Here is a 14,785-nt window from a genome sequence, read left to right on the forward strand (position 1 = left end):
ACCGACCCGCCGTTGTCGGCACCAAGGAGACTGCCCACCATGGCCATCGACATCCTGAGCAAGCTGAACACCGGGGGCTCGGGGCTTGACCTCGTCAACCTGTCCTCGCAGCTTGCCGCCGCGACCTACGAGCCGCGCCGCGCGCTTTTGACGGCCCGGATGGACCGTGCGGACCTGTCGGCCTCGGCGCTGGACCGGGTTACGGCGCGCATGTCGGACCTCACGGCGACGCTTCAGGCGGCGGCTGGCATCGATACGCTGTCGGCAAAAAGCAGTGCGCCCGGTCTTGTGGATGTCACGCTGAGCGACGCAAGCCTTGCGCCCGCCCGCCCGGTCGAGATCGAGGTCCTGGGCCTTGCGCAATCGCAGGTGCTGGAATTTGGCGGCTTTTCCGGCCCCGATCAGGTTCTGGGAGGCGGCACCTTGACCATCGACATCGGCCGCTGGCAGGGCGATCCGCCCGTCTTCACCGCCAACCCCGCCCAATCGGGTGCGCAGCTTGTCGTGCCCGCAGGCGCGACGCTGACCCAGTTGGCCGAGGCGCTGAGCAGCTTGCCCGGCGTCACCGCCCGCGCGATCGAGGTGGGCGACGGAAGCTGGTCCTTGGGCATCTTGTCCGAGACCGGGGCTGCCAGCAGTCTGCGCATCGCGGCCAGCGCGGACGCCGCCCCGGACATCGCAGCGCTCGATTTCGCCGCCGATCCCCGCCCCGTGGAACGCCGCGTCGCCTCGGATGCGCTGTTGACCGTGGACGGCATCGCCGTGCTGCGCCCCACCAACCAGATCGACGACCTGATCCCCGGCCTGTCATTGGGCCTGTCGGGCGTGACCACCGCGCCCGTCACCATCCGGGCCGAGACCGATCCGCGCACGGCACTGGCGGTGATGGAAGGGCTGGTGGAGGAATTCAACGGGCTGAAATCCCTGCTGCAACAGGTCACCGCGCGCGGCGGCAACGGCGCCGAGCCCGGTGCGCTGGCGGGCGACGCGGGCGTGATGTCGCTCCTGCGCGAACTCGACGCGATGCTGGCGGGTGGCATGTCGGGCTTTGGCCCGCAGCCGATTTTTCTGGCCGATGTGGGCCTGCGCACAGAACGCGACGGGCGGCTCAGCCTCGACAAATCCGTTTTCGAGGCGGCTTTTTCCGCCGACCCGTCCCGTTTCCGATCCGTGCTGCAGGACAATCTTGCCAGCACGGGGCCCGGTGTGGCGATCAATGGAATGCCTGCCAGAGGCGCCACGCCGGGTCGTTACGAATTCCTGCGCGACCCCGCCACCGGGGCTGCCACGCTGAACGGGGTGGCGTTGACCCCCGTGGCCGAGGCCGATGGGCAGACCAGCTACCGCGTCGCCACCGGCCCGCTGTCGGGTATCGTATTGACCGTCGAGCCGGGCGTCACGCGAAGCACGATCGATTTCGGGCGCAGCCTTGCCTCGCAGCTGTCGACATGGATCGACGCGGCGACCGGGCGCGATGGCGTCATCAGCCGCAAGCAAGACAGGCTGGAGGCCTCGCTCGCCCAAGATGGCGACGCGATCGAGACGCTGGGTACACAGGCCGCCGCCTATGAGGCCCGGATGCGCGCCCGGTTCGCCGAGATGGAAAAGGTCATCACCCAGCTCAACAGTACGGGCGAATATCTGACCAGCCTGATCGACAGTTTCAACGCGCAGCGCTGACCCGGCCACGCCGGTTCAGGCGATGGCACGGGTGATCGAGAGCTTCTTCATCTTTTCGATCATCGTCGTGCGCTTCAGGCGCAGCGACCTTGCGGCCTGCGCCACGCAGCCCTTGTTGAGGTCGAGCGCCGCCTCGATCAGCGCCACCTCAATGTCCTGCAAATAGCTCCGCAAATGGAGCGACGGCGCGCCCTCGAGCATCTTGCGCAGGCCATCGGCATCGGGCAGCGCACTGCGCGGCCCTTGGGGCATCTCGGCGTCCGTGGCCATCAGGCCCGGCACCATCATCAACATGCGCGCGTCATCTGCGCCGATCTCCTCGCCGGGAAACAGCACCGCCGCGCGGTCGAAGACGTTGCGCAGTTCGCGCACATTGCCCGGCCAGACATGCGCCGAAAACAGCCGCAGCGCGGCGGTGGAAAAGCGCGGGGCCATGCCCGGCCCGGCCTCGACCCGGTAGCGCGCCAGCATCGCGTCGAGCAGCGCGGGAATATCCTCGGACCGATCCGACAGGCCCGGCACGCTCAGGCCGATGACGTTGATGCGGTAGAACAGATCCTGACGGAACCGGCCCACGGCGACCTCTTGCGACAGATCGCGGTGGGTCGCGGTGACAAGGCGGAAATCGACCTCGATCTCCTCGCGGCCACCAAGACGCTGCACGCGGCGCGTTTCCAGCACGCGCAAGAGCTTGGCCTGAAGCGCGGGGGGCATGTCGCCGATCTCGTCGAGAAACAGCGTGCCGCCCTGCGCCTGTTCCACCCGTCCGGGGCGGCGGTCGGTCGCGCCGGTAAAGGCGCCCTTTTCATGCCCGAACAATTCGGATTCGAGCAGATCGGCCGGGATCGCGGCGCAATTGACCGCGACCAGCGGGCCGGGACGCCCCGACAGCATGTGCACCGCCTGCGTCACCACTTCCTTGCCCGCACCCGTCGGGCCCTGCACCATCACCGGCAAGGGGCTGGGGGCAACGCGGGCGATCATCGTCTTGAGCCGCGCCATCGCCGGGCTTTCGCCCACCAGAAGATGGGCAAGTCGCAGGTCCTGATCGGGCGTGGTCGCGGCGGAGATGCTGGTCCAATGGGTCGACATGATGCGCTTTCGAAAAATTTCTTTCTTCAAAGGGACCGGATTCGCATCCCTCACAAACCTGTGTATCGAAAGAGTTTACCCCGGTGCGGCGCGCAGAGGGGTCGACGCCCTGGGCATCCGTAGGTGTGGGGTCAAACTAAAGATAGTTGTCTTGGCGAACGGATCACGGGCGTGTGACCGCCGGTATCGCCGCGCCGAATTCGGCGCGGATGCGCGACAGGCGGTCCGTGTCGCCGATCGGGGCCGCGACACGGGGCGTGGCCGCCGCGCGCAGGTCAGGCAAGGCGCCTTCGGGCAGGGCCGCAAGGCGCGTGTCCGGCGTCTCCGGCAGGTCCGGGTCTTGGGCCACAGCCTCGGATCCCTGCGAAAGGGATACAAGTGGCGCTTGGCTGACAAAGCGGCCATCCCCCGCGCGAGATGCGGCCAAAGGGGCGACCGGGGCCGGGGCCGCCGCCACAAGCGCGCCCCCGCCCCCGCCGGTCCGACGATTGCCTTCGACACGCGCCAGATAGGCCGCGCCCCGTTCGGGGTCGGCGGAATGATAGGCCTGCACGGCCGCGTCCCAGGTGCCCTCGCGCCGCCACAGCCCGACAAGAAAGCGGGCGGCGTAATCGGTGTTGGCGGCCGGGTCGATCATCTGTTCGAGACTGTCAAAGGCTTCGCCATGCCAGTGCCAGTTGATCTGCATGCAACCCACATCGACATTGCGCTGCCCCTCGGCCAGCACGGCGCGCAACTGCACCAGCGCCGCCCCCTGACTTTCCAGATACATCCCGTCGCCCGCCATGTTCAGGGTCCAGGGCCAGGCCGAGGCGCGCGGCCCCCCGCCGCTTTCGGTGCGCGCGATGGCGGCCATCACACCCTCGGGGATACCGTGAAGCGCTGCGGCCTCCTCGGCCAGCGCCTCGCAATCGGGCGCCGTGGCCTGCGCCTTGCCCGGAAGGGCCAGCGCGGCAACCAGTGCCAGAAGGGCGGCCGCGCGCGCCATCAACGCAACCAGTCGAAAAGCGTGGACTGCCCGATCTTGACATAGCTTTGCTGGCTGACCTGCCGGGTCAGCATCAGTTCCTGCAGCCGGGTGACGGCCTCGACCACGTCGAGATCCTCCAGCCCCGCCATCACGCCGGCCAGTTCCGTCTGACGACGCGTCACCAACTCGCCCTGCCGCTCGGCGGCGGCCCCCAGCGCACCGACCTCCGCCCGGCGGTCGGCGATATGTTCGGCGGCGTTGCGCAGGCCTGCGACCAGCGCATCGGCACCGCGCCCCTCGGCCAGCATCGGCACGCCGCCCGCATCGGCAATGATGCCGCCCCTTGCAGGCGACACCGACAGGCGTGAGACCCCGACCGAACCGGCCGCACTCAGCACCAGCCCCGTGCCCGCCTCGTCCAGCGTGGCCGTGACCCCGGTGGCGGCGGCCTGCGCATTGATCGCCTCGACCGCAGGGCCAAGCGCACCCGCGACCAGCGCCACCTCGATCCGGGCCGTGCCTTGCGGCCCTTCGATGGTCAGCCCCCAATCCGCAGCCGTCCGCGTCAGGTCGGGCGTGAGGGTCAGCGCGCCCTTTGCACGCGTGGCCTCGACCATCGCGTTGCCGCCACGGCCCAGCGTGCGCGCCAGATCGTCGATCATGCCAAACAGGTCGCGCCGCGCGCCGGTGGCATCGGGAATGCCCATGAACACCTCGGCCCCGTTCAGCCCGGTGGCGATCCGCGCGCTTTCCGACACCCGCAGCCGGTGCTTGCCACCGTCGCCCTGATAGCTCACCCCATGCGGTCCCTCGACAAAGGGATCGACGCCCGCCCGGTAGCCCGAGAACAGCGGCCGCCCGGTGGCGTCGCGCGCATTGCCCAGATCCACCAGTGTCTTGCGCAAGGTCGACAGTTCGGTCGCCAGCGAGACGCGTTCGGTGTCGGGCGTGCTGGCGGAGGCGCCGCGCAGCGCGATCTCGCCCAGCCGCTGGGTCACGGTGGAAATCTCGGCCAAGGTGGTGTCGGTCAGCGTCAGCCGCTCGGTCGCGCGGTCGATTGTGGTCGAAAACCGCGCCAGCAGCGCGCGCTGATCCTCGGCCGCCGACAGGCGCGCCGCCCGGCCCAGATCGGAGGACGGGCGCGGGTCGTTGCGGCCTTCGGAAATCCGCGTCTGCAGATCCGCGATCTTGGTGTCGAGCCGGCCGAAGGCTGCGGTGTTCAGGCTATGAAACAAAGAGGTGCCAAGCGTCATCGGGGCCTCACAAGGCGTTGATCAGGGTGTCGAACAGCTGGCGCGCGACGCTCAGAACCTGCGCGCTTGCCTGATAGGCCTGCTGTTGCTGCAAGAGGCGTGCCGCCTCGGTGTCGAGGTCGACCGCGCTCAACTGCGCCTCGGCGCGGTCGGCGCTTTCCTTTTGGGTCGTGGCGGTGACAACCCGCAGGTTCGCGGCCGAGACCTTGGCCCCGACCCCGCCCAGCAGGTCGGCGTAAAGAGCGGCGAACCCGCCCCGGTCGGTCGTGCTGTCGCGGCGCGCCAGATCGGCCAGCCGCTCGGCCCCGCGCCCGTCCGACGGCGCAAGTGTGTTGGGCGTCAGAGTAAAACGGTCGCCGGTGGCGATGGCGCCGCCCAGCGTGACGGCGAAGCCACCCAGCGTGGCGCTGCGGCCCGCATCGAGCGTGCGGGTGGCGATCTGGGTCCCGGTGGCGCTGTCGTAAAGTCCGATCCGGCCCGTCGCGGCATCGAGCACGCGCAATTCGCGCGGCCCCGGCGCGGCGGCCGGATCGGTCGTGATCTGGCCCGAAAGGCGCAAAGCGCCCGCCCCGGTCATGACCACGAGCAGTTCCTCACCCGACGGGCTGTCGAGGTTGAGCATCTGCCCGCTGCCTGCGGGCAGGGCGCGCAGGTCAAGCCGCCGCGCATCTGTCGCGGTCAGGGTCAGCGTGTCGCCCGACAGCCGCGCGCTCAGCCCCAGCGTGGCAAAGCCCGCGTCCCTGGCCCCGGCCTCGGGCGGGATGCGCAGGGCGCCCGCGTGCGGGTCGACCGACAAGATGACGCCGCCCGTCGCCGCGTCGATCGTGGCACTGCCCGGAAAACCCGGCGGCAGCGTCACGCCGCCGCCGCTGACGGTCAGATCAAACCGCGTGCCGCCCAGCTCAACCCCGAAGGTCGCGGGCAAGGCAGTGGGCGGCTGTCCAAGGATCTGCGTCATCGGCGCATCGGCAAGCCCAAGGCCGAAACGCCCCGCCTCGCCCGCATCGGTCGCCAGCATCAGCGCCGCACCGTCGGTGTCACCGCCACGCGTCTCGACAACCAGCCGGCCACCGGCGTCGAAGCGCGCGGTCAGACGGTCCGGTTCGGGACCTTCCACCACCGGCCCTATTTCGGTCATGCGGATCGCATAACCGTCGGCGCCAAGGGTCAGCTTCACTTGCGCGCCCAGCGGCGGAGGTTCGGCAAGGGGGGCGCCCACAAGGCGGCTGGCGGGGGCCTCGACCCGCAGGCTCGCCAGCATCGCGGCCGCCTGATCGGTTCCGGACAGACCGGCCAACGCCGGATCGGGGCCGAACCTTGCCTCGCCCCCGCCCGGCAGGCCGACGGCCAACCCCGGCGCAAGGCCCGCAGACCCCTCCGCCCCGGCGAAACGCAAGCTCTGCACGGCCCCCGCCGCCGAGACCGCGCGCGTCATCGCCCCCCCGAAAAAGGCGTCGGCGGTGCCGGAGCGCAGGACCCCGTCCTCGCTCGCCGACAGCGCGCCGGGGCCGGCCAGCGTGACGACGCCCGTGATCCGCGCGCCATCGGGGCCGGTGCCAGACAGGCTCACCGCACCACCCAAGACACCACCATCGGCACCAAGGCGCTGCAAGGCCAGCGCCCCGCCGCCGTCATGGGTCACGCGGCCCAAGGTGATGTCGGCGCCACCCCCATGAATCAACACCAGCCGCCCCGCATCGGGCGAGATCTCGGCCCTTATGCCGGTGGCCGCCGTCTCGGCGTTGACCGCGGCCGCCAGCGCGCCCAGACCGCCTGCCGACAGGTCGGCGGCGATGGCGCGCGGGGTCAGGTTGTCACCGGTCAGCGTCAGGCTCACCCGGCCCGAGGCAGGCGCGGCCAGTTCCACCATGGTCAGCGCGCTGGCCTCGACCGGCAGGGCCGCACTGATCAGGGCGGCGCGGCGCGCGGCGCTGGTGCCTTCGGGCAAGATCACGCTGCCCGCGACCCCCGGCCCGTCCAGCGACAGGTGGCTTTCGGCCAAGCGCGGCGCAGCGCTTGCCCCGGTGAAAGGCGCGATATCCGCGCCGGTGCCAAGGCTCAGGGCAAAATCTCCCATGCCCGACAGGCGCGTCCCGTCGCTCGCTCCGGCAAAGCCATAGACGGCACCGGGCAAAAAGCCGTTCGCCTCGGTCACAAGCGCCAGCGCCTGCGCGGCACTCAAGGGCGGACCGGCCAGTTGACGCCCCTCACGGGTAAAGATCGCAAGCGTGGCGGCAGGCGCGGCATCCGCCACCATAAGGCCCGCGACGGCGCCCGCCGATGTCTGCACCGAAGCAGACGGAAGCGTGGCTCCCTCGGCCGCCGCAAGGGTCAGCCGGCCATCCTCGACCGCCGCCCTCAGGCCCAGATCGGACAAGACGCGGCCATCTGCTCCGCGCACCGCGCCGCTGTTCAGCGCGGCGGCGAAATCCTCGGGCGCGAGCGGTCCGGGCGCGGCAAAGCTTTCGCCGCTGCCCAGTGTCAGACCCTCGACCAGCGCACCCGGCGCCAAGGCGAAGTCTTGCGTCGCCAGACGGGGAAGCGCTGCCAGAGTGGCCGACACCGTGCCCTGCGGCAGGCGTCCGACGACACCTTGGCCCAAGAACTCCACCGTCGCGCCTGCGCCGAACAGCGTGGCCAGATCCGGTGCCGCCGCCGCAGCGGGGATCGCGGGCGCGACAAGGATTGTGCCGGTCCCGGCATTTCCGGGCGCGGCTTCGACGCGGGTGGCCCCCGCCAACGCCAGCCGCGCCGGATCGTCGATCCGCCAGGCCATATGGCCGGCCCAGCCGCTGGTGTCGGTCAGCACGATCCGGTCGCCATCGGCTGGCAGACCGTCAAGCTCGACCATCAACCCTGGCAGGCCGATCCGCCCTGCCCCCCTGGCCAATTCGGCCGTGTCACGCCCAAGCGCGCGCCACAGACCCGCAGCGGCGTCATGGACAAGCGTGATGGGCCCTTCGGGCATCGCGGCGGGATCGGTCACGGTGACCTTCGCTGCCGTCGCACCGCGATTGGTGGCCACCGCGTCCGCACGCCAGCCCGCCAGCGAGACCAGCGCCCCCCCCGGACGGCCCTCGAGATCGAGGCTTTCGCCATGTGCCGCGTTCAGGTCGCGCGCGATCACCCCGGCCCAGTCGTCGATCTGAGTGGCCACCTCGGCCAGCGCGGCAGCGGCGGCGCCAAGCCCGCCCAGCGTGCCACCCGTCACCGCGCGGGTTTGCACGGGCTGTCCCGGCTCGATGGCGCGCGCGACCAGCCGGCCCGGCGGCCCCCCTTCCAACTTTGCGGCCTTGGCGCCCGCGAGCAGCAGCGGGCCACCCGGAAGGCTGCCCAGCCGCACTTCGGCAAGGCCGCCCTCGGCCATCGTCACGGTGATGTCGGTCAGCCCGGCCAGTTCCTGCAACATCGCATCGCGCCGGTCGAGCAGCGGGTTGCGCGCGCCGGTTCCCTTGGACACGGCCAAGCTGCCCTGCAGATCGGCCAATTCCGACAGCAGCCGGTTCGCCTGATCCAGAGCCACCTCACGTTCCTCGGCGATGCCCCGCGCCAATGCGCCCACGCCAAGCGCCAGATCGGCCACACTGGCGGCCAGCCCGCGCCCAGTCTCAAGGGCCACGCGCCGCAGGCCGGTGCTGTCGGGGGCGGCCGACAGCGCACCAACCGCATCGAAGAACGCATCGAGCTGCGGCAGCGGGCCACCGCCATCGGTGATCATCCTGGCTTCGAGAGATCGAAGATGCGGCGCCGTGGCCTGAGCACCGGCCAAGGCACCGGTGGCATCGCGGGCGCGGGCCGCCAGAAGCATGTCGAAAGCGCGCCGGATCTCGGTGACCTGAACACCTTGCTGATCGATGCCGCGCAAGAACGGCGAGGCCTCGGCGCCCACGCTCTCGGTCTGCAGCGTGTCGCGGCGGCGATAGCCGGGCGTGTCGACATTGGCGATGTTCTCGCCCGTCACGGTCAGCGCCGTGCGCGCCGCGGCAACGCCGCTGGCCGCGATGGAGAACAGGTCAGCCATGGATCAGCCCCCTTGCCCGGCGCGCGCGGCCAGCGGCGCAAGCTGGCGCGCGATGGTTTCGGCCAGCCCCAGACCCGCGCGGCCCGCCCCGCTTTCGGCGAGCGCACGGTCGAGCATCGCGTTGGTTGTGTCTGACCCCGTGCCCTCGAACAGCCCGTCACCAAGGCTGGCCGCGCGCGCCGTCTGCAGCATCTGCTGCAAGATGATCGCCTCAAAACCTTGGGCGGCCTGCAAGAGCGCCGGATCGGTCGCACTGACCGGGGCCTCGGGGCGGAACGACATCTGCGGGCGGATCAGGGGCAGGTCCATGGTCTATCCCCTCAGATCACGATCAGCGCGGCGCGCAGCGCGCCGGAATGGTGCAGCGCCTCGAGGATCGCCACCAGATCCGCGGGGCTCGCGCCAACCGCGTTGATCGCATCGACCAGATCGGACAGCGACACGCCGGGATCGAAGACGAAGGCAACGGCCGGCTCCTGATCCACCACGATCTCGCTGTCGGGCGTCACCACCGCCTCGCCCGGCACCACGACCGTGCCGCCTGCGCCGTTAACGACCGTGGCGGCCTGATCGACGTTGAAATTCTCGTTTACCCGCACCGTGAGCGAGCCATGCGAGACGGCCGCGGGCGTCACCCGGACCGGGCCGCCGATGACGACGGTGCCGGTGCGCGCGTTCACGATGACCTGCGCGGCGGGGCCTGCGGGTTCGACCTCGATCTGTTCGAGCATGCCCATGAAGGCCACGCGGTCCGACGGGTTCGACGGCGCGCGCACCCGGATCGAGGTGCTGTCGAGCGCCAGCGCGACCCCCCCGCCGAAGACGCCATTGATCGCATCTTGCACCGCGGCCGCGGTCTGGAAATCGCCACGGTTGAGGTTGAGCACCAGATAATCGGCCTCAAGGAACGGGGTTTCGACCAGCCGCTCCACCGTGCCGCCACCGGGGATGCGGCCCACGGTCGGGATGTTCACCGTCAAGGACGAGCCGTCGCGTGCGCTGACGCCCAAGCCGCCGACCACAAGATTGCCCTGCGCGATGGCATAAACCTCGCCATCCGCGCCCAGAAGTGGGGTCATCAACAACGTGCCACCCTGCAGGCTTTCGGCCCGGCCCAGCGTCGAGACGGTGACGTCGATCTGCTGGCCCGGCCGCATCGCGGGGGGCAATTCGGCCGTCACCATGACAGCGGCGGCGTTGCGGGCGTCCAAAGCGGTCGCCTCGACCTCGAGACCCAGCCGCGAGACGATGGACTGGATGGATTGCCGCGTCAGCTGCGCATTGCCATCGCCCGAGCCGGAGAGGCCGACGACAAGGCCGTAGCCCACCAGCGGGTTGGATCTGAGGCCCGCGACCGACACCATGTCGCGCAGGCGGTCGGCGCTGGCTGGGCCAGCGGCGGCAAGGACAGTCATGAGGGCAAGGACAAGACGGCGCATGGCGATCCCCCCGGTCACAGCGGCGACGCCGTGTCGACGAGCCGACGCATCCAGCCCTGACGCGCGGCATCCGAGGCGGGACCGGCGCCGACATATTCGATCTCGGCATGCGCCAGCCGGTCGGAGCGGACCACATTGTCAGGCGAGATGTCCGAGGGGCGCACGACGCCGCGCAGGCGGACATATTCCACCCCGCTCGTCATCGTCAGCCGACGCTGGCCCTGCACCTCGAGATTGCCGCCGGGCAGAACGCGGACCACCGTGACCGAGACACGCCCGGTCAGCGAATTGGATTGCGTGGTGGTGCCGCTGCCGGAAAAGCTGCGCTCGGCGCCCATGGTCAGATCGGCATCGTTGATGCCGAAGGGCAACCCGCTGGGCAGGGTGATCGACGAGGCGTCGCTGCGCGACAGGCTGGTGCCCTGCACGTCGCGACCGCTGAATCGCTCGGTGAAATCCACGGTCAGGATGTCGCCCACCTGCGCCGCGCGGCGGTCGGCGGCGAAAAGGCCGGGGGCGGTTTCTGAATAAATCGCGCCGGTCGGCATCTGCCGTGTCGTCTCGATCGCGGGCACAGGGTAGACCGGCGCCCAGTCGGCGGCGATGCGGTCCTGCACGGTTTCGGAACAGGCGGCGAGCGACAGGGCCGCCAGCATGGCAAGGGGGGTGGAACGGGTCATGATACGGGGGCTCACAGCTTGTTGGACAGGTAGCGCATCATCTCGTCAGCGGCCGAGATGGAGCGGGAATTGATCTCGTAGGCGCGCTGAGCCTCGATCATCTCGACCAGCTCCTGCACCACGTTGACGTTCGAGGATTCAAGCGCGCCTTGCCGGATCGCGCCCGCGCCATCGGCCATCGGCTCGCCCACGATGGCCGGGCCCGAGGCCACGCTTTCCATCAAAAAGGTCTCGCCCACCGGCGTCAGGCCGCGCGGGTTGGAAAAGCGCGCCAGCGTGATCTGGCCCAGTTCGACCGGGTCGATGTCGCCGGGTTGCAGCACGCTGACGATCCCGTCGCGCGAGACCGAGATCGACATCGCATCCTCGGGAATCTGGATTTCGGGTTGCAGGACGTAGCCACTGGAGGTGGTCAGCACGCCCTCGGCATTGCGCGACAGCGCGCCGTTGCGGGTGTAGCCGATCTGCCCGTCGGGCATCAGCACCTGCAAGAAGCCGTCGCCCTCGATCGCAAGATCCAGCGCGTTGTCGGTCGTGGTCAGGCTGCCTTGGGTGTGGATCTTTTCGGTCGCCACCATGCGCACCCCGGTGCCCAGCGCAAGCGCCGAGGTCATCGCCGTCCCTTCGGAGGTCTGCGCGCCCGCAGGGCGGTATTCCTGATAAAGGAGCGTCTCGAAATGCGCGCGATCCCTGCGGAAGCCGGTGGTGTTCACGTTCGCAAGGTTGTTCGAGATCACCTGAATGCGCGACTGCTGGGCATTCAGGCCGGTCATGGCGACGTGCATGGCGCTGGCAGACATTTGGGGTCCTCCGACAGGGATGGGTCACCCAAGCTGTTGCAACCGCCGTGCCAAGCGCCCCGTGTGATAGGGTGTCAGGTCGCTGGCGCCTGCAAGATGCGCGCGCCCGCCTCGTCCAGCTCGCGGGCGGCCAGGATCATCCGCATCCCGATCTCAAAGCCGCGTTGGTGTTCGATGCCGGTCAGCATCTCTTCGACGGCATTGACGTTGCTCGTCTCGAGCACGCCTTGGCGGACCAAGGCGGCCTGATCGGCGGCAGGCAGCGCGCCGTCTTCGCCGCGGATGCGGCCGTCAAGGTCACGTTGCAGGGCAAAGTCGCCGGTGTCGCCGACCGTGGCCAGCATGCCCGCCATCACCGTCTCACCCGGTTCGCCGTCCAGCGGCTCGATCCATATCTCGCCCAGATCGGTGATCGACATCGACCGCATCTGGGGCAGCACGATGGGCGCCAGATCGGCCCCCAGCATCGCGTCACCCGCACCGTTGCGCAGCGTGCCGTCGATGTCCCGGCGCAGATCGCCGCGACGGCTGAGCGCGGGCGCGCCGCCGTCGGGCTGGGCAAAGAACCAGCCATTCCCGTCGATGCCGACGTCGAAATCGGCCCCCGTCTGGCGCAAGTCGCCCGGGGTCTGCGACACGCGCGTCACGCCGCGTTCGACCTGAAAGGCGCGCACATTCAGCGCGCCCGCCTGTTCGAGAAACCGCGTCTGCCCGTCATTGGGCAGGTCGCGCCGGTAGCCCGGCACCTGCATGTTGGCGAGGTTCTGCGCCTGGCTCAGACGTGCATCGCGGTTGCCCGCCAGCGCGTTCAGCGCCGTGTAGATCATCCGGTCCATGGCGCAGGCCCCCTATCAGCGGATGTTCATGATGGTTTGCGACAGCGCCTGATTGGTCTCGAGCGCCTTGGCCGAGGCCTGGTAGTTGCGCTGCGCGGTGATCAGGTTCACCAGTTCCTCGGTCAGGTTGACGTTGGATTGTTCCAGCGCGCCCGAGCGGATCTGACCGAACCCGTCGACCATCGCCTCGCCAAAGCTTGCCGGCCCGCTGTCGCGGGTCTGCGCGTAGGAACTGTCACCAAGGCTGCGAAGGCCGCCGGGGTTGGTGAAATTGGCCACCGCGATCTTGCCCAGCGCAATCGCCTCGGTGCCGCCGTAGCTGGCCCAGACGACACCCGACTGGTCGACCTCGAGACCCGAAAGCGCGCGCGGCATCTCGCCATCGCTTTGCATCCCGGCGACACCGAAGGCCGCGCCGCCCAGGGTCGAGCCGGAAAGATCCAGCGTCAGGTCCGAGCCGAAGGATGAAAACACGCCAAGACCGCTGCCTGCCGCAAGCGCGCCATCGGCGTCGAACTCCAGAACCGGGGCCGCGCCGCCCTCGGGCACGGATTCCGCACCGTCGACGACCAGCCGCATCTCGTAGCGGGTGGCGGGGTCAGCCACGTCGGGCACGTCGGTCTGGACGAAATAGACCATCGCCTCGCGCGGGCGGCCGTCGGCGTCGATCAGGTTGACGGGTGTGGCGAAGGCGTAGGTGGCGGGATCGGCCGCGTCGAAGGGTGCAGGTGGCACCGCGCCCTGACTGCCCTGTCCACCGGCACCGGACGGCAAGCGCACGGACATATCGACGCGCGCGGTCGCCGTCGTCTCGCCACGGGTCATGGGCACGGTCAGGGCACGCGTGGCCTGCAAGCTCAGCGGCGCGCCATCCTCGGCGGTGGGATAGACCGCCAGATGGTGACCGGCCGCGTTCACGACCTGCCCGGCGGCATTGATCCCGAAGGCGCCCGCACGGGTATAGACGGCCTGCCCGCCCGCGGCGTCGGTCTGCAGACGGAAAAAGCCGGGGCCTTGCAGCGCCAGATCCAGCGTATTGGACGTGACCGTGACCGCGCCTTGGGAAAAGCTGCGCTCGATCCCGGTCACGCGTGTGCCAGCCCCGATCTGGGTCGCGGGATTGGACAGGGGCGACGAGGTATAGATGTCGGCGAAGGCCGCGCGGCTGCCGTGGAACCCCACGGTGCCGACGTTGGCGATGTTGTTCGACGTGGTCGAGATGTCGGCCTGCGCCGCGTTCAGACCCGACAGAGCGGTGAGAAAGGACATGGGGCTGTCTCCTTTAAATATGGGGGGCGGTCAGCGCAGCGCGTTGACCTCGAGGCTGCTCAGAACCCCGTAGTCCTCGATGTTGAGCATCAGGTCGCTGCCGGTCTGGGGCAGTTGGACGCCCACGATACGGGCATAGACAGAGGGGCCAAGCGCCAGCGGACCGCCTGCGCCCTCGGCGATGACCTGCAAGCGCAGGGGGCGGCGGTCGGCGGCAATGGCATCGGGGACGGCATCCCATGAAAACCCGACCAGCCCGGCCTGCTGCGGGCCAAGTTCGCGCGTGTGCAGGGTCTCGCCGGTGTCGGGGTCGATGAATCGCACGCTGAGCGCAGTGACGCTTTCGGGCAATTCGACGACCCCGTGGATGGCGCCCTGATCGTCGGGCCGCGCCAGCGTGCCGGGCACCAGCACCTGCTGACCCAGCAGAGAGGCCCCCGTGGCGATGCGGCTGCCGCCGATCTGGCCCGAGATCATGCCCAAGGTCTGGTTGACCGATTCCAGCCCCGACACGGTCGAGAACTGCGCCATCTGGGCCAGAAACTCGCCGTTTTCCATCGGCGCGAACGGGTCCTGGTTTTGCAATTGCGTGGTCATCAGCAGCAAGAAATCGCCCTGCCCCAGATCGGAGGTGCCGCTGGTGCGGGTCTGGACCAGAGACTGCGCATCGCGCAGGCCGCCGGCGGCATTGGACAAGGTGGTCGGGCTGAGCGTCATGGCGTGGGCTTTCTGGCGGGAATTGGGG

Annotated in this window: 12 protein-coding genes; 1 reads left to right on the forward strand and 11 read right to left on the reverse strand. The window is 69.6% G+C overall.

Annotated features, from left to right (window positions below; all coding sequences use genetic code 11):
* The first annotated feature begins 39 nt into the window (after window positions 1-39).
* The gene (fliD, locus tag C7455_RS09450; protein WP_109667660.1) at window positions 40-1,680 is read left to right on the forward strand and encodes a flagellar filament capping protein FliD; all 1,641 of its coding nucleotides are present in this window, start codon (window positions 40-42) and stop codon (window positions 1,678-1,680) included.
* A gap of 15 nt (window positions 1,681-1,695) precedes the next feature.
* Here the strand turns inward: fliD and C7455_RS09455 are convergent, their stop codons facing one another.
* The 11 genes from C7455_RS09455 to C7455_RS09505 form a co-directional block, all read right to left on the reverse strand.
* Complete coding sequence (locus C7455_RS09455) at window positions 1,696-2,772, reverse strand: sigma-54 interaction domain-containing protein (protein WP_109667662.1); 1,077 nt, start codon at window positions 2,770-2,772, stop codon at window positions 1,696-1,698.
* Between the two features lie 163 nt (window positions 2,773-2,935).
* Window positions 2,936-3,760 (reverse strand): transglycosylase SLT domain-containing protein, encoded by an 825-nt coding sequence (locus C7455_RS09460; RefSeq protein ID WP_109667664.1) that lies wholly within the window; start codon window positions 3,758-3,760, stop codon window positions 2,936-2,938.
* The gene (gene flgL, locus C7455_RS09465; RefSeq protein WP_109667666.1) at window positions 3,760-4,995 is read right to left on the reverse strand and encodes a flagellar hook-associated protein FlgL; all 1,236 of its coding nucleotides are present in this window, start codon (window positions 4,993-4,995) and stop codon (window positions 3,760-3,762) included. Before flgL ends, C7455_RS09460 begins: the two co-directional genes overlap by 1 nt.
* Before the next feature lie 7 nt (window positions 4,996-5,002).
* Window positions 5,003-9,016, reverse strand: a complete 4,014-nt coding sequence (locus tag C7455_RS09470; protein WP_109667667.1) for a FlgK family flagellar hook-associated protein — start codon at window positions 9,014-9,016, stop codon at window positions 5,003-5,005.
* Window positions 9,017-9,019: 3 nt separating this feature from the next.
* Complete coding sequence (locus C7455_RS09475) at window positions 9,020-9,325, reverse strand: rod-binding protein (protein WP_109667669.1); 306 nt, start codon at window positions 9,323-9,325, stop codon at window positions 9,020-9,022.
* Between the two features lie 11 nt (window positions 9,326-9,336).
* Window positions 9,337-10,455 carry a flagellar basal body P-ring protein FlgI gene (locus tag C7455_RS09480; RefSeq protein ID WP_109668150.1) on the reverse strand — a complete coding sequence of 373 codons (1,119 nt, stop codon included), beginning with the start codon at window positions 10,453-10,455 and terminating at the stop codon, window positions 9,337-9,339.
* Between the two features lie 14 nt (window positions 10,456-10,469).
* Window positions 10,470-11,135, reverse strand: coding sequence for a flagellar basal body L-ring protein FlgH (locus C7455_RS09485; RefSeq protein ID WP_109667670.1), 666 nt, complete (start codon window positions 11,133-11,135; stop codon window positions 10,470-10,472).
* A gap of 11 nt (window positions 11,136-11,146) precedes the next feature.
* On the reverse strand, window positions 11,147-11,935 hold the full coding sequence (gene flgG / locus C7455_RS09490) for a flagellar basal-body rod protein FlgG (protein ID WP_109667672.1): 789 nt from the start codon (window positions 11,933-11,935) through the stop codon (window positions 11,147-11,149).
* Between the two features lie 74 nt (window positions 11,936-12,009).
* Window positions 12,010-12,771 (reverse strand): flagellar hook-basal body complex protein, encoded by a 762-nt coding sequence (locus C7455_RS09495; RefSeq protein WP_109667673.1) that lies wholly within the window; start codon window positions 12,769-12,771, stop codon window positions 12,010-12,012.
* A gap of 15 nt (window positions 12,772-12,786) precedes the next feature.
* Window positions 12,787-14,040: a flagellar hook protein FlgE gene (locus tag C7455_RS09500; protein WP_109667675.1), complete on the reverse strand. Its 1,254-nt coding sequence runs from the start codon at window positions 14,038-14,040 to the stop codon at window positions 12,787-12,789.
* 30 nt (window positions 14,041-14,070) lie between these two features.
* Complete coding sequence (locus C7455_RS09505; protein WP_109667676.1) at window positions 14,071-14,757, reverse strand: flagellar hook assembly protein FlgD; 687 nt, start codon at window positions 14,755-14,757, stop codon at window positions 14,071-14,073.
* Window positions 14,758-14,785 lie beyond the last annotated feature (28 nt).

It is taken from the genome of Roseicyclus mahoneyensis, from assembly GCF_003148775.1.
Lineage (GTDB): Bacteria > Pseudomonadota > Alphaproteobacteria > Rhodobacterales > Rhodobacteraceae > Roseicyclus > Roseicyclus mahoneyensis.